The organism is Nonomuraea sp. H19, from assembly GCF_052068215.1.
GTDB lineage: Bacteria > Actinomycetota > Actinomycetes > Streptosporangiales > Streptosporangiaceae > Nonomuraea.
Window position 1 is genome coordinate 58,541 of record NZ_JBQHCV010000026.1, and the last position, 18,242, is coordinate 76,782.

Below are 18,242 nucleotides of genomic sequence, written 5' to 3' on the forward strand. Positions count from 1 at the left end.
CCGATGTGGTCCGCGATTGGACAGGAGATGACCCCGTGTGCCTCGCGATTCCCGCACAACTACAGCGGCGGCACCAACCAACACCGTAATGCGATCCACGGTTCCCGTTGGAGATGTCCAGACGCTGGATCCGGCATCGGGGCTCGTGTGGGATGGACCGGCATCGGGCGATGACGTGGAGTTCGTCACCGAGGGGCCGTCCGACCTCCGCTGTGACAATGGGCTACTCAAGGGCACCGACAACGAGGGATGCGTCATGGCGGACACCTGGCCGACCGGGCTGCTCGGCTACCACCCATCGCACTGGAAGAGCGCCGAATTGGAACGAGCGCGACGCCCAGACCCGCCATCGATCTCCCCGCACCTGGTCAACCCAGCCCAGACCGTTCTGCTGCAGCCCCGGCGCGACCGGTCCATCATCACACCTGACAAGGTCCTGCCGACGCGATGATCGCCGATGTCCGCCGCGAGGCCACCGAACTCGGCTGGTACACCTGGACCACCGCTCAGGTCCTGCGGAGCCTGCGGATCCTCCTCGGCTGGGTCGGGGCCGAAGCCGGCATCTCTGAAGGGGACATCCGATCCTTGCCTACCTGGGTCCACCACACCACCGGCCCTCGGGTGGTGTTCATGCTGGAGCGGCGCGGTCTCGTGATCTCGGCCCACGATCGTATGACCACCGCAGAACAACGCTGGGTGGCCACCCGGATCAGCCAGTTCCCCGCCCCTTCGCCGAAGAACTCGAGCGCTGGGTCAGCGCCATGCGCGGCCACGCCCGCCGCCGGCGACGGCACCCGCGATCACGGGACGTCATCGGCAGCTATCTCCGCGCCGTACACCCCATCCTGCTGCGCTGGAGCGCCGACCACGCCAACTGGGTGGCGGTCATGCGCTGTGCGCTGGGCACCGCCGAGGGGCGTGCCGACAGCGTCCAGGAGGCGGTGTGGTCCTGTCCGGTCCATCCGGCGCGGACCGCGAGGTCGTGGGCCGTGGCCAGGAGCCCGTTCCAGGAGGCGAACCTGCGCGAGATCACCTCTGAACACGTGACATCCGCGCTTGCGGTCCTCACCGGCACTCAGGCACAAGGCGTCCGCACCGGGCTGCGCAGCATCTTCACGCCCTCAAGCAGGAACGTATCGTCTTTCGCGACCCGACCCGCGCCATCGTTCTGCCCGCGATCTCCAGCGTGCCTGTCCCACTGCCCGACGATCAGCTCCGCGGCCTCATCGACCGCGTCCACGCCCCGATCGAACGGCTCATCGTCGCCATCCACGCCCTGCACACCAAGGACCTGCCGGCGCTGCGGCTCGACGGCATCGACACCGCCAGAGGCACGCTCACCCTGCGCCGAGAGCACCGATGGCATACCTTCTACCTTGATGAATTCACCCACGATCTGCTGGCCGCCTGGCTGAAGGACCGGAATCAGCGCTGGCCCACCAGTGCCAATCCGCATCTGTTCATCACCACGGCGACCGCCTTCCGCGACGACGCCGCCATCAGTATCAATTCGCTCACGTTGATCTTCCGGAGGGTCGGCATCAACGCCCACCGGATCCGAGAGGATCGGCTGCTGCACGAAGCCACCGTCACGGCCGACCCCGTCCACCTCATCCGCGTCTTCGGGGTTTGTACCGGCACGGCGATGCGCTACATTCAGGCCGCTCATCCCGAACGTGCGGCAGTACCACCTCGGCGCTGAAACCAGCTGGTCAGTGCCTGGAACGGCGCAGCTTGGGACCGCCAAGAGGTCAACGACCAGCTCGCCGAGCTCGGCAAGCAGTGCGGCAGGGTGGCCGCCGGGTAAGGGCGGTCGTCATCGGCCAGTAAAGTGATCACGATGACGGACACGCGGCTGACCACCCACCGTGACGTTTCCACGGCCATGTCCCGTTACGACGACCGGCAACTGGCCCAGTTGCTGGAGCGCGAGGCCGTACCCCTCGGCACCGGCATCGGCGGGGCGTCCGCGCGGCTCGAGGTCGGCGGCACCTCGGTCTTCGTCAAACGCGTGCCCCTCACCGAGCCCGAACTGCGCCACCCGCACTCGACGGCCAACCTGTTCGGGCTGCCGCCCTTCTGCCAGTACGGCATCGGCTCGCCCGGCTTCGGCGCCTGGCGCGAGCTGGCCGCGCACACGATGACCACCGAGTGGGTGCTGACCGGGCGGTTTCCCGGCTTCCCGCTGCTGTATCACTGGCGGGTGCTCCCCAACGCCGAGCCGGCCCCGCTGTACGGAGAGCTGGCCGACATCGATCGGGCGGTCACCTTCTGGGAGGGCGCGCCTGGCGTGCGCCGCCGCCTCGAAGCGCTGGCAGAGGCTCCAGCGAGCCTGACGCTCTTCCTGGAGTACTTTCCCTACAACCTGCACCAGTGGCTGGACGAGCGGGTGCGCGCGGGCGACGCCGACCGCGCCTGCGCCCTGGCGGACCAGGGGCTGCGTGAGGCCGTGTCCTTCATGAACGCGGGCGGCCTACTGCACTTCGACGCGCATTTCGAGAACATCCTCACCGACGGGCGCCGCTTCTACCTGACCGATTTCGGGCAGGCCGTGTCGACCCGGTTCGACCTGTCAGAGGAGGAACAGGTCTTCTATCGCCGGCGCCTCACCTTCGACCGCACCTACACGCTGACGTTCCTGGTGAACTGGCTGGCCGGGGCCTTCCACGGCGCCGACTGGCAGGGGCGTCGCGAACTGGTGCGGGAATGGGCGGCGGGAGAGCGGCCAGCCGGCGTGCCCGGCGGGGTCGCGACCCTGCTGTCGCGGCACAGCTCACTGGCCACCGTGCTGAACGACTTCTACCACGATCTGCAGAGTAAGAGCAGGAAGACGCCGTACCCGCTGGAGGAGATCCGCCAGGTTGCCGGACGGCACGCCCTGCCGCTCGAGTAAAGGGTCACCCACCGCTTGAGGAGACGCACGCCGATCGGGAAGAACGCTCCGCTATGGTGAGGCGCCTGTCAGGAACTCGTCTGCGTTCGGGGACCTGCGCCTGCACCACACACGGGTCTCCTTCAACTACAGGATGAGGAATCCGAGAACCCGCGCGCTTCGTCGGAAAGCGGACAAGGATCCCGCCGAGTGGCTGCCGATAGAGCCAGTCCGCTGCCGCTACATCGCGGAATGGGTGGTGATCAAGAACGTCATTGGGGCTGCTTCTCTCGCCATCACCGCCGGGTCCGATCGCACGTCCGGCACCCTCCGCGGCCCATGCCGGACTTACCCGCCTCTTCCGGATGAGGCGGGCCTTGCCTCCACCACCCCTGGGTGGAGGGGTGGCCAGGGCGCGACTCCTACGTCCATGTCCTGGCCACCTACGGCTTCCCGTCCCGGACAAGCCACGCAAGGGCTTCAGGGCGGGATACGACACCGTGGGCGGCCGGCCTGTGGCGGACGATGTGCCGCCGGTGCGGACGGGTCGGCCGTCCACGGCCCACAGAAATCATCCATAACCCAACTGGAAAGGCCATCGCTCGCGCCTTCTGCGCCGCCGCCCTTGTCATTGCGGCCGCCATGACGGCCTACCTCGTGTTGGCCGCCCTGGCAGGCGTCCTCCTCGGGGCCCTCCACCATCGCACCATACGGATAGCCGCCGTGAAAGGGCTGCCGGTCCATGGAGAGCGAGTCCCCTCCGTACCCCGTCACCGGCGCGGACGGTGTAGGCGCCGTCGCCTTCTGGGATTCCATTACACGCGTCTTCGAGAAACTACTTTCGAGGAGTGGAGCGCCGACGGAGCCAACCAGCCGCGCGGTGAGCGACCGGGCCGATCAGGCTGACCTCTCTGGTGGCTTTCTTCAGCGCCTGCACGGCGTTCTGCGACTCCGCCGTGACCTTTTTCAGCTCTGCCGTCGTGCGCCGCAACTCGGCGGCGAGCCGGTCCACGTCGTTCCCAGGCGAGGAGGGCTTCGGCTTCTTGCGCTGGTTGACGCGTACGAGATCCCGATCCCCGAGCGCGTCCGTCGTGTGCCACAGATCGGTACGGGACTCAAGCCATTCGAGCAGCCGCCGCTGGACGGGCACTGGATCGCCCCACGTGGCGTACAGCTTCTGCGAGCTGATGCAGATCGGCGCCAGCCCGAGGCCGGCGACGTCCTCCCAGACCGCGAGCGCGACGCCGGGTGTGTGCTCGCTGCGGTAGTCGTCGAAGGCGACGATCCCGTCGTCCTTGAGCACGGTCCGCGCCGCCAGGACGTCACCCTTGACGTGCGCGTACAGGTGCGACGCGTCGACATGGACGAACCTGCAGGTGTCCGCCTTCACGTGATCGAGGATGATGGAGGTCGGCCCGTGCACGATCTCGGGCAGGGTGTCGTGGACGCTCAGGTAGTTCTGCTCGAACTGGCGGCGGGTGAGCGTGGAGTACGACCCGGTCGTCTCGGCGTTGTTGTTCGCGTCTGGCGCGTCCGACTCGAACAGGTCGCAAACGGTGAAGGTCTCTCCCTGCCGCACATGCGCGCCGATCAGGACGGCACTCTTGCCGAGGTACGTCCCGAGTTCGAGGACGTCGCCCCGGGCGCCACCCGACAGGAACCACTCGAACAGGCGTTGGTCGGTCATCCAGAACCAGCCGGGAATGCGTTCCAGTGCGGCGGTGAGATCCGGTGTTGACATGCCCGGACGCTAACAGCCACGGTTTCCGAAGAAGAAGGGAGTTTGCCGCATGCTCATCGGGAGGTCGCTGGGAGTTCCCACAACCCCAGCAGCGGAGGCATGTGGCGATGCGACGCATAGCGCGTGATGTCCACAGTGAGGAGATCCTCGAGGAAGGCCGCCTGCCGCGGATCGTCCCACCTCGCGGAGGAAGTCTGGCGGGTAGGCCGTGAGCATCTTGTCACGACCCGCGACTGGGTCCGCTGGGAGGTGCGGAAGCGCTGAGCGCTTTCCTCTTCTTTGAGCCCACCCTTCGTGCGCCTCCCGCCAGGTTCGCTGGTTGCTCAAGAGCGCGGCGTGCTCTGCCGCTCTCTGTTGAACCGGCCAGAGGGCGACGGCCTGCCCCGTCGGGGTGATCCACGCAAATAGGCGATGCCGGATCCATCCTGGCAGTGAGCGCAGACCGTCGGTATGGATCCAGCGGGTGCCATCGGGCCGGCGATCGAGAGCATGCCGGATATCGCTGATCGTCGCGCCCAGATCGAACGCGGACCTCAGTACCAGGACCTTGAGTTGCGAGCACGTCGGGCATGAGCTCCGGATGCGGGCGGGTCGGCACCGTCACGCACGGCCAAGGGGCCTCATCGTCACTGGCGGGCGCGATGGTCGCGGGCGGCAGCACGTCGTCCTCCTCGGCCCCGAGGATCGCGACCGGGATGATCAGCAGATACTGCGCGGCCTCGTGCCGTGCCCATCGTCGTCCAGCCCGCGCTCGATCCGGCGCATCAACCCTCCACGTTCTCGGGGCGGTAGCCGTACCGGGCACGTCAGCGCCAGTATCCACGTCTCTCAAGCTCGGGGGCTCACCAGATCACCTCGTCGTTGCAGCCGGACGTCACTCGATCGCCGCGGCGACCAGGTCGGACGGGTCGTCCTCCAGCCGGTCCCGCGCTTTTAGGTAGATGTCCGTCGTCGCCGAGTTCGCGTGGCCAAGCGCGGCCTGGATTTTCTTCACGCCGACGCCCGACTCCTCCGCCAGTGTCGCGAACGTGTGCCGCAGTTGGTGCGGGTGCAAGCCCTCGATCCCGGCCTGCCGCCCGATGCGCTCCACCAGCTCGTACACGTCCTTGCGGTCCAGCCGCTGCCCCGAGCCGGACGCGAACAGCGGCCCGTCCAGTTGCTCCACCACCAGCCCGGCCCGTTCCGCCCGGTCGGTCAGGTAGCAGCCGACCGCGTACGCCGCTGCCGGCGGGACCTTGCGGGTCTTCGGCTTGCTGCCCTTGGCGACGATCCGCAGCGTCCGATGGCCGCGCTCGTACCCGAGATCGGACAGCTGCGCGGCCAAGGCCTCGGTGACGCGGACGCCGGTCTCCAAGAGCAGCCGGATCAGCGCCGCGGTGCGGAGCCGCTCGCGGCCGTGGTCGTGGTCTGCTGCGTGCAGCACTTCGCGCGCCTCGGTGCGGGTCAACGCCACGGTCTCCGAGTGCTGGCGATCCACCCGCGGCCGCCGTACCCGCTCGAACGGGTTGAACTCGGCCGCCTCCTCCTCCACAAGGTAGCCGTACCAGGACGACACCCCGGCGAGCCGCCGCGCGAGGGTCTTCGCGGGGAGCGGCTTGCCCGCCTGCAGGTCGAGCCACCGCTTGTAGACGTCGCCGTGCGGCCGCCGGACCTCCAGGACGTCGAGGTCGTGGGCGGCGCAGAAGGCGAACCACATCGCGATGTCGCGCCGGTAGGCGTCGCGGGTGTTCGGGGAGTTGTAGCTGAGCAGCCAGGCCGTCGTCAGGTCCTGCACGTAGCCGAGCAGGCCGGATGGGTACGCGAGGTCGTCGCCAGGGCGAGGCGCCAGCTCGGCGGTCACGGCGCGCCCTCGCAGTCCTCGGCGGACGCGCGGACGAACAGACGGCCCCGGTGGTCGATCACAACGTCTCCAGGCTCCCGCTCCTCTGGTGTCGGGACCACGTGCCCGCGCGCGACGTGCTCCGCCTCGTTCACACGCCACCGCGCCGCTGCATTCGACGTTCCCAGCTGTTCGGGTGGCGGATGACCACGCCCCCGGAGCCGCCACTGCCGACAAGGCGGATCCGCGGCGTCCCGGAGAGCCGCTCCGACGTGGTCTTGTCCCTGAAACCACCAAGGCCCGGATTCATTTCGGAGGTCTCCGCCACCCACCCGTCGGGGATGATGATCGTGACACCGCCCGTCTGCCCGTGCACTTCTATCGCGATCTCGGGCAGTCGGCATTGGGTCTGGGTGAAATCGAGCTTGACGCTACCCATGCCGCCGTACACGGTGATCTGCGCGGGTACCTGCCAGCGTCCGGTCCGCGCCGCGCCGTTCATGCCTCCCTTGAGGACCAGCGGCTCCACTGCAATCTCCGGTGGCAGATCGGCGGTGAGCGGTGCCAGGTCGGCGTAAGTCTTGGCGTTCAGGGCCCGGTCCAGCCGCGCTTCCAGTTCGATGAAGTCGAGTCGCCCTTCGGCCGCCGCCGTATTCAGCCGCTCCACCACCGCTTCGCGCTCGTCATGCGAGACACGCACCTGATCAGGATGGAAGGGGGTCGGTTGCTGGTTTTCGCCCATCGTGTTCGCTTTCGAGTAGGGGTGACCGTCCCCGGGGTCCCCGGGAGAGATCATCAACATACACGCCCATAACGAGGATTATGAGGGGTTATTAGCGATCATGCTCCGAGCTTGAAGCCGCACACCATCCGACACAGATCCGCCAGATCGCAACTTGATGAACCCGGGCGCCCGCCCACGCCCGTCGCGATCCAATAGCACCGTGACTGAACACCCTCCTCCCGTGAATGGTCGCCATCCTCAACGCCGCCGTCGACCGGCGCGGAGCGTATCCCCGGTCCTACTTGTAATCGCGACCACCGTCCTTGGGCTCCTCGGCAACCTCGCGGTCGATACCGTCCCGCTGGACCTGGACCCCACCATCGTTTGGCCGGTCGTCGTCGGTCTTGCCATTCTTGCCATCGTTATCGAGTGGCGGCGAGTAACACGTAGCTACGCGCCCGCCCCTCCCGATCGGGGAGAGTTGCTCAAACGCCGTGTCCAGCGCGTATCGGACGCGTTCGACCATGCCAACAACGCGTTCGCTGAAGCCACCACCCTCGTAGAAGAACTCCGGCAAGAACTTGCCACTCAGGAGGCCGCCCACCGCCAGCTCGTCGCCGAAGCCGAACACCAGCGCACCCTCATCAACATGGACCGCGCCGAAGCCGAAGCCGTCCAAGCCATCATCCTCAGACACACCCAAACCGACGCCCGCCGTCAACGCGTCCGCGAATGGACGTTCTTCGGAGCCGGACTCCTCCTGGCGATTCCGATCAACATCCTGTCCGACCTCATCGGACCGAAGTAGCCCCAGGCGGTCGTGCGCCCCGATTGCACCGCCGCGCCCGCACCAACCGCCCCACCTGAAGCAGACGATCAAGCCGCACCACCCGCCGACCTTGGGCGTCCAACCGCGTCGTCGGCCGAGCCGCATCCGGATCCCGTGCCGGGTCACGTAGCCGATCGCGTCCAGCATCGCTCGTAGGTCATGCACCATCGGTCTGACCGTGCTCGCGACCAGCTCGGCGATCACCGCCCGCCCCTCGCGCTCCAGCATCGACCATTCGGCATCGGTCAGATCCGACGGGTATGCCGGTTTCCGGCTTCGACATGCGCTGGAGAGGCGCAACCGCTGGCGTTCACGGCGGCAGGCGTGTAGACGGACGGACCACGGGCTCCTGGCCGCTGACCTGCTTAGACAACACCTCAACTACCGGGAGTCCGCTCCTGGTCAACGGGCCAATGCTGACCACACTCCGGCGGTCCCTTGATTGTGACTTTGATGGATAGACGGCGTGAGTTACCCGGCGGTCTTTGGCGTCTTGCTGGTTGGGCCGCTCAATGGGCGCGGCGGGGTGGGGCGAGGATTGATCCTCCACAAGAACAATTCGGCCACTGCCAGCGGCGCCAGTTACCGTCGAGCGCGTGGACACCTCCGAGACCTCTGCTAGTGAGGATGAGGCCAAGAGTGACCGGGCCGACGCTGAGCTGCTTTGCCCGTTAGCCCTGCAGGTCGGCCACGTCATCGACCTCGGGTTTGCCTGCTGGGGCGCGTGGTGGTCATCCGCCGCTCAACACCCGCGCGGCGGGATCGCACAACGCTGCCGCCTGGCCCCACGCCCCGGGACCGTCGCTACCCGCGGTCGTCAGCCCGCCAGTGCCAACCCCAGCAGATTGCCTGCCTCTGGCGAAACCGGCTGCCTCAGCAGCACCGGCCCCTGCGCCATGAACCGCGGCCGCGCCCCCCGGTGCTCGTCGGCGGCGTGCACGGTGAACGGGTGCACCAGGAACACATCGCCCGGCTCACCCGTGGCGTGCGCCACCGGGAAGTCACGGGTGGCCTCTTCGACCACCGGCCCGGCCTTCATCGGGTCCAGCACCTGCCCCGCGAGCGCCGCCCCCGCCGCCCGGTGAGAACCCACCCGGATCCGCGTCGGCGCGTCATCCGGGCCCACCCGCGACAGCAACGTCAGCACCAGCATCATCTCCGGCCGCCCGCTGACCGCGTACGTCCCGTCGGGCAGGGCCACATTCGCATCGATGTGCCACCCACGATCGTCGACCGCCGCCTTGCCGGGAAACCGTACCGGGATCATGCCCAGCGCGCCACGCGGTGCCCAACCGTCCGCCCCGCACACCTCATCCAGTGCCCGCGCCAGCCGAGCGCTGCGCGCCATCTCGCCCAGCGGCCCCTGACCGCTCAGGTCCGACGCCCACATCACCGGCTCGTCCCAGCCGGACGGATCGCCGGCTGAGCGGCCGCCCAGCTGCTCCCACACCTGCGCCAGCGCCGCCTCGGCCAGCTCCAGCGCCACCGTCGCGGCCACCTTCACGAACCCGTCGCGGACGAACGTCGCACCATCGATCTCTGCCATGACAACCACGCTAATCACAGGCGCAACCGATTAACGGATGGCGGTGTCGGCACGCGCTCCTCCTGGGAGCGGAGGCCTCTCGGGTGTCGAGTCTCACACCCTTGACGCGCACCGATACCAAGCTCCTTTGTCAGCGGGCTCCAAGCGCGAGCAGGAGGTACGCAACTATCTGGCTGCCCGGGTGTGGTCGACGATCGAGGGGCCGCGGGCGTTCGGCTGCCGCTTGGCGATCACCTCGATGGTAGGGCAGACCCCACTCCAACAGGCAGGCAGGCGTGACTGATCCTGAGTGATCTTCCCGCGACATTGGAGGCATGACGAAATTGCTCGCTGCTGCGGTCGCCGGTTCCCTGGTCCTCGCCCCTGTCACCCCCGCCTTCGCCGCCGCCGTAACGCCCTCGCCGCAGTCCCGCCTTGACGTGCTCACCACCGAGGACGGCATGGCGGGCGCGTTGAGCCAGGTGCGGAGCCCGGGCGGCGCGACCGTGACCCGGCGCTCCGGCACCGCGGAGCGGGGCACCGGGAAGCCGATGATCGGCCCCCAGGGCCGGTTCAGGATCGCCAGCGGGAGCAAGCCGATCATTGCCGCCACCGTGCTGCGGCTGGTCGATCAGAAGGAGATCGACCTGGACGCCAGGGTGGAGCGTTACCTGCCCGGGGTGCTGCGCGGCACCGGCGACGGCGCCGAGATCGACGGTCGAAAGATCACCGTCCGGATGCTGCTGCAGCAGACCAGCGGCCTGCCCGAGTACCTCAACGCGATCAAGTGGAAGGAACCCTTCCCGGACTTCCTGCAGGTGGCGCTGACGCTCAAGCCCACGCCCCGCGGCTCATTCGCCTACGCCAACACCAACTACCTGGTCCTCGGCATGATCGTGACCGCAGTGACCGGCAAGGACTTCCGCCAGGCGAGCCGGGACCTGATCCTCAAGCCGTACGGGATGCGGGACACGTACTGGCCGGCCAAGGGCGACTACGGCATCCGCGGCCCGCACGCCCACACCTACGGGGTGCACCCCGGCCATCCGCAGGGCGGCGAGGTGGACCTGACCGACCAACTGCCCACCCACGAGTTCGGGGCCAGTGGCGGCCTGGTCTCCACTCCCGAAGACCTCAACCGGTTCTGGCGTAAGGCCCCGCTGAGCAAGATGATGACCCGGCCGGTGAAGGTCGAGCAGGAAGGCTGGCCCGCGGGCGTTCGCTACGGCTTCGGCGTGGTCCGGATGAAGTCGAGCTGCGGCTACGCCTACTTCGTCGCCGGCGACATGCCGGGGGCCGCGGTGTTCAGCGGCCGGGACCGGGCCGGGCGCGCCGCCACTGTCTACACCACCGGCGTGCCCGCCAACCGGCAGCACCTGATCGACGCCTTCGTCGCCGTGATGTGCGACCGCTGAGTCCGGGTGGCCAGGCGGCGGCCTCGAGGCTGTCCCGGCCACGGAACCGAGGCCAGTGCCCTTCTCACGGCGCGAAAGCACCCCGTCATGCGTTCAGCGGGGATCGCTGGTGGAGCCTTCGAGCAACGCCGTGCCGAGCGGTGTGAGTGTGTGCAGGACGGCGGTGCCGTCACGGCGGGTCTCGATGAGCCCGGCTTCGCGCAGCACGGTGGTGTGGCGGCTGGCCGCTGCCGGTGAAATGCGCAGCATGCGGGCCAGCTGTGTGGTTGTGGCGCTGCGGTCGAGGGCGTGCAGCACAGCCGAGCGGTTGGTGCCCATGAGCGCGCCGAGACCTCCGCGGCGGGCCGCCGCCTGCCGCCAGCGGTGTCGCTGCTCGATGGGATAGATCAGTACGGGCGGCAGCTCGGGGTCGGCCAGTGTCACCGGAGCGCGCTGGCAGAAGTAGGAGGGCACCAGCCGCAGGCCGCGCCCGCCGAGCACCAAGTCCTTGTCCACGATGTAGTCAGTCTGGAGAACGGGCGGCGTCCAACGGACCAGTGGCCCCATCTCGGTGAACAGCCGATCCACCCCACCGCTGAGCATGCTGCGGGCGCGGCTGGCGCGGTCGATGGCGACGGCGGCGGTGATCAGCACGTGGAAGGGCGCCACGGCGGCCTCGTGGTAGTCGCGCAGCGTGGCCACCAGTTCCTTGAGCGCGCCGAGGTCTCCCTCGGCGAGGGGCCGCACCCAGCCGGGCAGGTTGTGGTGGCGGGCCAGCCGCCGCAGCTCGGCCGCCAGCCGCCTCCTGGATGTGCCGAGCAGCGCCGCGAGCCCGCGTTCTATGCCGAGCAGGCCCTCAGGGGGAGTGAGGAAGTCGGGGAAGAACGGCCCGGTCGGCACGAGTGAGTCGAGGAGGCGGGCACCGCCCCGCATCCGGGCGGTCCTGGCGGGGTCGGCGTGCAGTTCCTCGAACCAGGGGCGGAAGGTCAGCGGACGCACCCGGTCTCGAAACCGGAAGCGTGTGAAGATCACCTCCCACAGGGGGTCTGGCCCATCGGCCAATGTGACGCGCGCCAGGTCTTCCGCGGTGAAATGGATTCGTAAGATACCCATTCATTCCCCAATGCCTCGGCATACCCCGGTTGCCTTTACATTCGGCACCCCACCACGACAGACAGTGTTAGTCAAGATGCTGCGTGGCGATTTGTTGGGTTTTCGCTGGGGCGCAAAGGCTCTTGCTGCCCCTCCCTTTTATCGCCACCATTGGACATCAACGGCACCGGAAAACCCTTCTCTTATGTCGAGTCCCGTGCCCGATGGAGGAAATGCCCGTGACATTCCCCCGTATCCGCATCGCCCGACGTCTGGCGGCCGCCCTGGCTTCCACGTCCGGACTTGTCCTCACGCTGACCTGCACGTCCGCCGCAACCACCGCCGCCCCCGCCCAAGCCGCCGTGACCACCGCACGCTCCGCGACCACCGTCCTCGCCGCGCCAGGCGTCGCCCAGCGGCTGCCTGCGCAGAGCACCGCGCCCATGGGCGCCCAGGCCGGCGCGGTGACAGCCAAGGCTCGCGGCGGCAAGGCCAGGCCCGCCGCTCCCGCGGGCGTACGGCGGACTGACCCGGCCCACACGGCGGCAGCGCGCCCGTTCAAGGAGCTCCAGCTCAACCTGTGCAACAGCGGCTACGCGGGCTGCTACGCCGATGGCCAAGCCGTGTTCGAAGGCGGCGACCTGATCTACTACCTCGCCCCCGACCTAGTGACGCTGAACGAGATCTGCTCCAACGACCTGCCTAATTATCTGCAGCCCTCACTGTCCGAGGCTTGGCCGGACGACTGGACCTATTACGTCTTCTACCCGGCCCTCAACCGGCAGACCGGCGGGCCCGTCACCTGCACGAACGGCGACAGTTTCGGCAACGCCGTGCTCGGCCGGGTCCCCGCGGCGAAGTGGCAGGGCGTCAACGGCTGGGCCGGCCAGTACACGACCCAGGACTCCACCAACGAGATGCGCACCTTCGCCTGCGCCTACGCACTCGGTGACCACCTGTCCTGCGCCACCCACCTGAGTTCCTCCAGCGAGCCAGTGGCCCTGGCCCAGTGCCAGGCGCTGATGTTCAGCGCAGTGCCCTCCATCAGGTCGCAGGAGGGCGTGTCCGGCAAGACCGTGGTCGGCGGCGACTTCAACCTGGAATACGACACCTCCGATCCGGAAAACGCCCAGAACTGCGTGCCTTCCGGAAACATCCGCAAGGGCGACGGCGACGTGCAGCACGTCATCTTCACCAACGACTTCTCTTTTGTCGGCACCAATAAATACGGGCTGACCTACACCGATCACGACGGTTTCCTGGTCCGGCTGACCAAGCCGTGACCCCCCACCAGAGAAAGGCGTGACCACGATGAAGAACGGCAGGCTCATGGTGACGATCGCGGCTGCCACGCTGTGCGCGGGCACAGTCATGGCCTCTCCCGGCGCTGCCACGGCCGACGCCTCGGTGACGGCGCTGGGATGCGGCGCCTACGAGGGCGCGGTGAAGAAGCAGATCGTCTACTGGTACGCGCGCGGGTGTACAACGCCTGCGGCTCGGCGCGGCAGATGCGAGCGGTGGTGGACGGCTGGCCGGACGGACCGTGCGAGTGGGTCGGCGCCTACACCCGGGCCGACCTGTACGCGGGGTTCTACGCGCCGAGCGGCACCGCCGACTGCTGAGGACCCAAGACCGCGGGGCCCCAGACTGCGAGTAACTCAAGGCCGCTAGCGCGCCAAGGCGGTGAGCCCTGTGTGCCGGCTTCCCGGCGCACAGGGCTCACACGTTGGTTAACGGCACCCCCTATTAGCTGGTCAGGGCATCGGAACCGGTGTGCACGGGCGGCGAGCACGTTGCTGACCGTCCGCGCGTCGATGAACACGATTCGGCCGTGCTGGTTTCGGCGGATGTGCCTGCCGCGCGGGGTGAACGGCGCGAACAAGCCGCCCCGGGTCGCGGCGGCGCACGGTCAGCCACGCCTCGATCCGGCCGACCGCGCTGGCCGTAAGGTAGACCATCCGCTCCTTGCTCCGCTTGCCCCGGATGCGCAGGGAGCGGGCGGACGGGTCGTAGTCGGCCAGCGCCATCCCAGCAAGCTCGAACCGGCGCACGCCAGTCGAGTACAAGGCCGCGTCCCGCAGCGCCACCCGCCGCAGCTCGTCCCGCTTGCGCAGGTCTTCGACGTCCCCTCGGTCGAGGTCGGCGTTACACGCGGCCATCATCGCGCCGACGCGGTCGATCGGCAGGTGCCCGCCGGACAACGCAACGAGTACATCCGCGCATGCGCGGACGGCGCGGACCCCGCTGATGCCCCGCCGACTGTAGCCGCAGTGATCCGCCGGTACGCACCCGTGGCGGCGGCCATGAACGACTTCTACTGGGACCTGTACGGCACCAGCAGGACAACGCCGTATCCGAGCGAGAAGATCGAACGCGCCATGAGCGCAATGCGCTGATCCCATCAGACACGGCAGCACGAACACCAAGCCGACATACTCCGCATCAAGACCCCGGCGACGTCCTGCTGCCGGGGTCTTCTCGCTCCCTCACGTCCCTATCCTGAAATGACGCCTGCATCACCATCTCGAACGGGTGCCACCGGAATACGGCGGAAACGGGCCGTGGGACGACATAACCGCAGGTCAGCGTTGAGCCAGCGCTCCGTACGCAGTGGAGCGACCGACGGACTGGATCAGGCGAGCAACCGGTCGACCAACCCGTCGAGGTAGTCAGTGGTGAGCGGGCCCGCGCCGAACAGGACGCGTATGTAGATCGGCGCCAGGAGATGGTCCAGCACCTCCAATGCGTCGGGCGAGTCCTCGCCGCGGTCGCGGGCGCGGTCGAGCATGGCCTGCAACTGCCTGGTGCGGTCGGCCAGGAGCTCGTCGCGCGCCTGAAGGCCCTGCTGACCCTCGCCTGACAGCGCGATGGTCAGCCGCACCACCGCCAGGCCGTCGGGTCCGGTGACCTCGCGGGCCACGATGGCGGCGTAGGTCCGCAGGTCGCCGGCCAGGCTGCCGGTGTCAGGCATCGGCGCCTGCGCGTTGAGCCGGGTCAGCAGCACATCGCTGAGCAGGGCTTGGAGGTTGCCCCACCGGCGGTAGATGCTGGTGTCGGCCACACCCGCGCGGGCCGCGATTTCGCCGACGGTGAAGTTTCCGTAGCCGCGCTCGCTGACCAGGTCGGTAACGGCCTGGTGCACTGCCGCGCGGACCCGGGCGCTGCGCCCGCCGGGCCGCCTGGCCCGCCCCTGCTCATCCATGCCCCCACCTTAACGCAGTCGAGACTTGCGTTAGAGTCTCCATTAATGCAGTCATTAACTGCTTTTAGGAGGGATGTGCGTGAAAGCGTTGCTCACCCTGACCTGCGCAGGTCAGTTCATGGTGCTGCTCGACAACACGATCGTCGGCGCCGCCCTGCCCGACATGCAGCAGCGGCTCCACACCGGGCTGACCGGCCTGCAGTGGATCGTCGACGCCTACGTGCTGCTGGTGGCCATGCTGCTGCTGTCGGGCGGCGTCTTCGCCGACCGGTTCGGCCGCAGGCGGGTGTTCCTGGCCGGGGTGGTGGTGTTCACGGCCGCGTCGGTGGTGTGTTCGCTCGCGCCCTCGATCGGCTGGCTGATCGCCGGGCGGGTGCTGCAGGGCGTCGGGGCCGCGGCGCTGAGCCCCGCCTCGCTAGCGCTGCTCGCCGCCGCGTATCCCGCCCCGAGGGAGCGCGTCAGAGCGATCGGGTTGTGGGCCGGGTTCAGCGGCATCGGCCTGGCCGCCGGACCGCTGGCGGGCGGGATCCTGGTGGAGTCCTTCGGCTGGCCCGCCATCTTCCTGGTCAACGTGCCCATCGGGGCGGTCCTGCTGCTGGCCGGGCTGCGCGTGCTGAGGGAGTCCCGCAACCCGAGCGCGCCGCCGATCGACGTCCCCGGCACGGTCCTGTCCGTCGCGGGCGTGGGCGCTGTGACCTACGGCCTGATCGAGGGCGGTTCCCGAGGCTGGACCTCGCCGGTGATTCTGGGCAGCTTCGCCGCCGGACTGGTGCTCCTGGCCGCGTTCGTCGTGGTCGAGGGTCGTGTGTCGACGCCGATGCTGCCGCTCCGGCTGTTCCGTCAGCGGCTGTTCACGGTGTCCAACACGGCGATGGTCGTGGTCGGGTTCGTGCTGATGGGGTCGTCGTTCTTCTTCTCCCAGTTCTTCGTCTACGTCCAGGGCACTTCGATCCTGGTCGCCGGGCTGCGGACCCTGCCCGTCTCGCTGGCCATGGTGATCGTCAGCCCGTACGCGGGCCGGTTCGCGGCCAGGTACGGCTTCCGCGTCGTCGTCAGCATCGGCCTGGCGCTGGCCGGGCTGGGGCTGCTGGCGCTGAGCCTCGTCCACGCCGATACCGGCTACGGGAACGTGTGGTGGCGGCTGGCGGTCGTCGGCATCGGGTTCGCTCTCACCATGTCGCCGCTGACCGGGGCCGCAATCCAGGCGGTCAACCCGCAGGAGGGCGGTCTCGCCTCGGGCGTCAGCAGCACCACCCGGCAGATCGGCGCGGTGCTCGGCGTGGCGGTGCTCGGGGCGATCGTCCACACGCGGGAGTCCGGCGGCGCCTCCTTCGATTCCGGCCTCAACAGCGCCTTCCTCGCGGCGGGTGCCGTGACGCTGGCCTGCGCCGTATTCACCGGCCTGTGGCTGACCGCGGCCCGGACGCCGAGGGGCGTCCGGGCCGAACAGTCAGGAGGCCAAGCAGTCAGTGAGCCGCCGCTGACAACTCCTCCCGGTCGGCCCACGTCTTGAGCCGCTCGGCGTAGGCCTGCTGGGTCATCCGCAGCCCTTCGGTGCCGAAGAACACCCGCAGCGGCGAGCGAGCCGCCGGTTATGGGGCGAAGAGGACTTGGGACTCGAGGTCGAGTCGGGTGGTGGGGTTGGCGGCCGGCGGGGTCAGGTTGAGGATCCAGTTGCCGAACCGGCGGATGACGTGGGTGATGTCGGGCGAGATGGTGGCCAGGTCATCGAGGTCGACGGGGTGGCCGTCGGCGGCGATGGCGTTGGCCGCATCCGTGATGTCCTGGGCGGTCGAGTAAATGACGCAGTTGGCCAGCAGCTCGTTGAACTTGATGATCTTCTCTTGGTAGTCGGGGCCGTTGTGGCCGATGAGCTTGCCGTCGAACATCAGCCAGTCGGCGAAGTGGTGGACGGACTCGTTGCGGTTGGTGACCTGGGTGATCTGCTCGCGAAGGTCTGGATTCGACAAATACCGCAAGAGCGTGATCGTCCTGACCGCGCGGCCGAGCTCGCGAAAGGCTCGGTAGAGCCGGTTCTTGCGAGAGTGGTTGCCCATGCGGCGCAGCAGAGTCACTGAGGACAGCCGTTTCTCCCGGATCGAGATCGCGGTACGGAGTAGGTCCGTCCAGTGGCTCTCGATGAGTCCAATCGATCACCTCATCTGCACCCCGAAGGCGTCATGATCTACCTCGCCGACCACGTCGACGATGGCCGCCTGCCCGTGGAAGGGGGCCGATTATGACTGTTCGCTTGAGCGCCGTCGTCAAAACGCCGGACGGGCGGCTATTGGCCCTGGGACAAGGCTTGCCGGACAACGCCCAATGCCACTTCTTGCCCGGTGGTGTGGTCGATGCTTCCACGGCGACCTTCGAGGACGCTCTGCGACGCATTCTGCACGAGCAGTTTGGCATCGAGGTACCAAGTCGGTCCGCTCATTCACATCGACCGGACGGGCTGTGGTCCTGGTTCGCCGGGCTGGTCAACCAGCCCGGCGCCGTCGGCGTACGTCCCTTTTGATGTGGTTCATTGTTTGCAGGCACGAATGCCCTTCTTTACCCCATTCTGGTATCCGCGTTCGTACTCGGCGGACACTTCTATCCCTATGTGTTGTATCAGGCCGCCGGTGAGACAGTGGTTATAGCCCGTCTGGTAGCCGAAATTGTATCCTTTTCTGCATTCCTTTTTGCATGGCTTGCTCTGGGATATCTCGGTCACCGCCACGGTCGAGGCGTGTACGGCTCCGGCCGGTCCCAGGGTGGAAGCGGCGAGAAAGGCTGCACCAAGCAAGATCAAATTTCGCTTGCCATGCATGCCGGCCCCCTTTCGTAGACGAGTTCGCCTTGCTGAGAGAACCGCCCACTCCGCCAGGAGTTCATTCATCCGGTTGAGAGGGCGGGGCGGCCACTGATTTCGCCATTGCACTACCACCTACGCGCTCAATGTGTCGTTTCCGTCATTGTGCGCCGACAAGTGGCTGATCGCGCGATATGACGACGAGTGGCCATATACCGATAATCGGCGCTATAGCCCGGTATGTCCAGCT

General features: G+C 67.9%; 19 protein-coding genes. 7 read left to right on the plus strand and 12 right to left on the minus strand.

Translation table 11 applies throughout. The annotated features are described in order from the left end of the window. Nucleotides 1-175: 175 nt before the first annotated feature. Nucleotides 176-451, plus strand: coding sequence for a hypothetical protein (locus tag ACTMTI_RS42795; RefSeq protein WP_441126534.1), 276 nt, complete (start codon nt 176-178; stop codon nt 449-451). Nucleotides 452-820: 369 nt separating this feature from the next. Here ACTMTI_RS42795 and ACTMTI_RS42800 read toward each other — a convergent pair whose 3' ends face one another. After that, nucleotides 821-1,033 carry a hypothetical protein gene (locus tag ACTMTI_RS42800; RefSeq protein WP_441126535.1) on the minus strand — a complete coding sequence of 71 codons (213 nt, stop codon included), beginning with the start codon at nt 1,031-1,033 and terminating at the stop codon, nt 821-823. Between the two features lie 42 nt (nt 1,034-1,075). Beyond that, nucleotides 1,076-1,669 (minus strand): hypothetical protein, encoded by a 594-nt coding sequence (locus ACTMTI_RS42805; RefSeq protein WP_441126536.1) that lies wholly within the window; start codon nt 1,667-1,669, stop codon nt 1,076-1,078. A gap of 171 nt (nt 1,670-1,840) precedes the next feature. Between ACTMTI_RS42805 and ACTMTI_RS42810 the strand changes: the two genes are divergently transcribed. After that, the gene (locus tag ACTMTI_RS42810; RefSeq protein WP_441126537.1) at nt 1,841-2,893 is read left to right on the plus strand and encodes a protein kinase family protein; all 1,053 of its coding nucleotides are present in this window, start codon (nt 1,841-1,843) and stop codon (nt 2,891-2,893) included. A gap of 814 nt (nt 2,894-3,707) precedes the next feature. Here the strand turns inward: ACTMTI_RS42810 and ACTMTI_RS42815 are convergent. From ACTMTI_RS42815 to ACTMTI_RS42835, 5 genes are all read right to left on the minus strand, one after another. Then, complete coding sequence (locus ACTMTI_RS42815; protein ID WP_441126538.1) at nt 3,708-4,613, minus strand: class I SAM-dependent methyltransferase; 906 nt, start codon at nt 4,611-4,613, stop codon at nt 3,708-3,710. 874 nt (nt 4,614-5,487) lie between these two features. After that, entirely contained in the window at nt 5,488-6,453 is a 966-nt protein-coding gene (locus ACTMTI_RS42820) for a tyrosine-type recombinase/integrase (RefSeq protein WP_441126539.1), read from the minus strand. Between the two features lie 130 nt (nt 6,454-6,583). Further along, nucleotides 6,584-7,174, minus strand: coding sequence for a DUF1707 SHOCT-like domain-containing protein (locus ACTMTI_RS42825; protein ID WP_441126540.1), 591 nt, complete (start codon nt 7,172-7,174; stop codon nt 6,584-6,586). A gap of 280 nt (nt 7,175-7,454) precedes the next feature. Further along, a complete protein-coding gene (locus tag ACTMTI_RS42830) occupies nt 7,455-8,189 on the minus strand; it encodes a hypothetical protein (protein WP_441126541.1) in 735 nt (244 codons plus the stop codon). A 613-nt stretch (nt 8,190-8,802) separates the two neighbouring features. Continuing rightward, the gene (locus tag ACTMTI_RS42835; RefSeq protein ID WP_441126542.1) at nt 8,803-9,531 is read right to left on the minus strand and encodes a phytanoyl-CoA dioxygenase family protein; all 729 of its coding nucleotides are present in this window, start codon (nt 9,529-9,531) and stop codon (nt 8,803-8,805) included. Between the two features lie 314 nt (nt 9,532-9,845). Here ACTMTI_RS42835 and ACTMTI_RS42840 point away from each other — a divergent pair, with 314 nt between their 5' ends. Beyond that, nucleotides 9,846-10,925, plus strand: a complete 1,080-nt coding sequence (locus ACTMTI_RS42840) for a serine hydrolase domain-containing protein (RefSeq protein WP_441126543.1) — start codon at nt 9,846-9,848, stop codon at nt 10,923-10,925. A gap of 93 nt (nt 10,926-11,018) precedes the next feature. Here ACTMTI_RS42840 and ACTMTI_RS42845 read toward each other — a convergent pair whose 3' ends face one another. Further along, nucleotides 11,019-11,936, minus strand: a complete 918-nt coding sequence (locus tag ACTMTI_RS42845) for an ArsR/SmtB family transcription factor (RefSeq protein WP_441126544.1) — start codon at nt 11,934-11,936, stop codon at nt 11,019-11,021. Between the two features lie 299 nt (nt 11,937-12,235). Between ACTMTI_RS42845 and ACTMTI_RS42850 the strand changes: the two genes are divergently transcribed. Both ACTMTI_RS42850 and ACTMTI_RS42855 read left to right on the plus strand, forming a co-directional pair. Beyond that, nucleotides 12,236-13,279, plus strand: a complete 1,044-nt coding sequence (locus tag ACTMTI_RS42850) for a hypothetical protein (protein ID WP_441126545.1) — start codon at nt 12,236-12,238, stop codon at nt 13,277-13,279. Between the two features lie 138 nt (nt 13,280-13,417). Then, nucleotides 13,418-13,618 (plus strand): hypothetical protein, encoded by a 201-nt coding sequence (locus ACTMTI_RS42855; protein WP_441126546.1) that lies wholly within the window; start codon nt 13,418-13,420, stop codon nt 13,616-13,618. Between the two features lie 132 nt (nt 13,619-13,750). On the opposite strand, the gene ACTMTI_RS42860 is transcribed toward ACTMTI_RS42855, so the two are convergent. Together ACTMTI_RS42860 and ACTMTI_RS42865 are read right to left on the minus strand one after the other, a co-directional pair. Continuing rightward, complete coding sequence (locus tag ACTMTI_RS42860; protein WP_441126656.1) at nt 13,751-14,398, minus strand: tyrosine-type recombinase/integrase; 648 nt, start codon at nt 14,396-14,398, stop codon at nt 13,751-13,753. Between the two features lie 230 nt (nt 14,399-14,628). After that, the gene (locus ACTMTI_RS42865) at nt 14,629-15,198 is read right to left on the minus strand and encodes a TetR/AcrR family transcriptional regulator (protein WP_441126547.1); all 570 of its coding nucleotides are present in this window, start codon (nt 15,196-15,198) and stop codon (nt 14,629-14,631) included. A gap of 79 nt (nt 15,199-15,277) precedes the next feature. Here ACTMTI_RS42865 and ACTMTI_RS42870 point away from each other — a divergent pair, with 79 nt between their 5' ends. Beyond that, on the plus strand, nt 15,278-16,711 hold the full coding sequence (locus tag ACTMTI_RS42870; protein ID WP_441126548.1) for an MFS transporter: 1,434 nt from the start codon (nt 15,278-15,280) through the stop codon (nt 16,709-16,711). Between the two features lie 79 nt (nt 16,712-16,790). On the opposite strand, the gene ACTMTI_RS42875 is transcribed toward ACTMTI_RS42870, so the two are convergent. Continuing rightward, the gene (locus ACTMTI_RS42875) at nt 16,791-17,348 is read right to left on the minus strand and encodes a Tn3 family transposase (RefSeq protein WP_441126657.1); all 558 of its coding nucleotides are present in this window, start codon (nt 17,346-17,348) and stop codon (nt 16,791-16,793) included. 101 nt (nt 17,349-17,449) lie between these two features. Here ACTMTI_RS42875 and ACTMTI_RS42880 point away from each other — a divergent pair, with 101 nt between their 5' ends. After that, a complete protein-coding gene (locus ACTMTI_RS42880; protein WP_441126549.1) occupies nt 17,450-17,716 on the plus strand; it encodes an NUDIX hydrolase in 267 nt (88 codons plus the stop codon). A gap of 6 nt (nt 17,717-17,722) precedes the next feature. Here the strand turns inward: ACTMTI_RS42880 and ACTMTI_RS42885 are convergent, their stop codons facing one another. After that, the gene (locus tag ACTMTI_RS42885) at nt 17,723-18,010 is read right to left on the minus strand and encodes a hypothetical protein (RefSeq protein ID WP_441126550.1); all 288 of its coding nucleotides are present in this window, start codon (nt 18,008-18,010) and stop codon (nt 17,723-17,725) included. Between the last annotated feature and the right edge of the window lie 232 nt (nt 18,011-18,242).

Bases quoted from the DNA above. Each gene is read 5' to 3' on its own strand.
- ACTMTI_RS42805 (WP_441126536.1), bottom strand. From the start codon at position 1,669: ATGAGCGGCCTGAATGTAGCGCATCGCCGTGCCGGTACAAACCCCGAA.
- ACTMTI_RS42810 (WP_441126537.1), top strand. From the start codon at position 1,841: ATGACGGACACGCGGCTGACCACCCACCGTGACGTTTCCACGGCCATG.
- ACTMTI_RS42815 (WP_441126538.1), bottom strand. From the start codon at position 4,613: ATGTCAACACCGGATCTCACCGCCGCACTGGAACGCATTCCCGGCTGG.
- ACTMTI_RS42825 (WP_441126540.1), bottom strand. From the start codon at position 7,174: ATGGGCGAAAACCAGCAACCGACCCCCTTCCATCCTGATCAGGTGCGT.
- ACTMTI_RS42835 (WP_441126542.1), bottom strand. From the start codon at position 9,531: ATGGCAGAGATCGATGGTGCGACGTTCGTCCGCGACGGGTTCGTGAAG.
- ACTMTI_RS42840 (WP_441126543.1), top strand. From the start codon at position 9,846: ATGACGAAATTGCTCGCTGCTGCGGTCGCCGGTTCCCTGGTCCTCGCC.
- ACTMTI_RS42855 (WP_441126546.1), top strand. From the start codon at position 13,418: ATGCGGCGCCTACGAGGGCGCGGTGAAGAAGCAGATCGTCTACTGGTA.
- ACTMTI_RS42860 (WP_441126656.1), bottom strand. From the start codon at position 14,398: ATGGGATCAGCGCATTGCGCTCATGGCGCGTTCGATCTTCTCGCTCGG.
- ACTMTI_RS42865 (WP_441126547.1), bottom strand. From the start codon at position 15,198: ATGGATGAGCAGGGGCGGGCCAGGCGGCCCGGCGGGCGCAGCGCCCGG.
- ACTMTI_RS42885 (WP_441126550.1), bottom strand. From the start codon at position 18,010: ATGCATGGCAAGCGAAATTTGATCTTGCTTGGTGCAGCCTTTCTCGCC.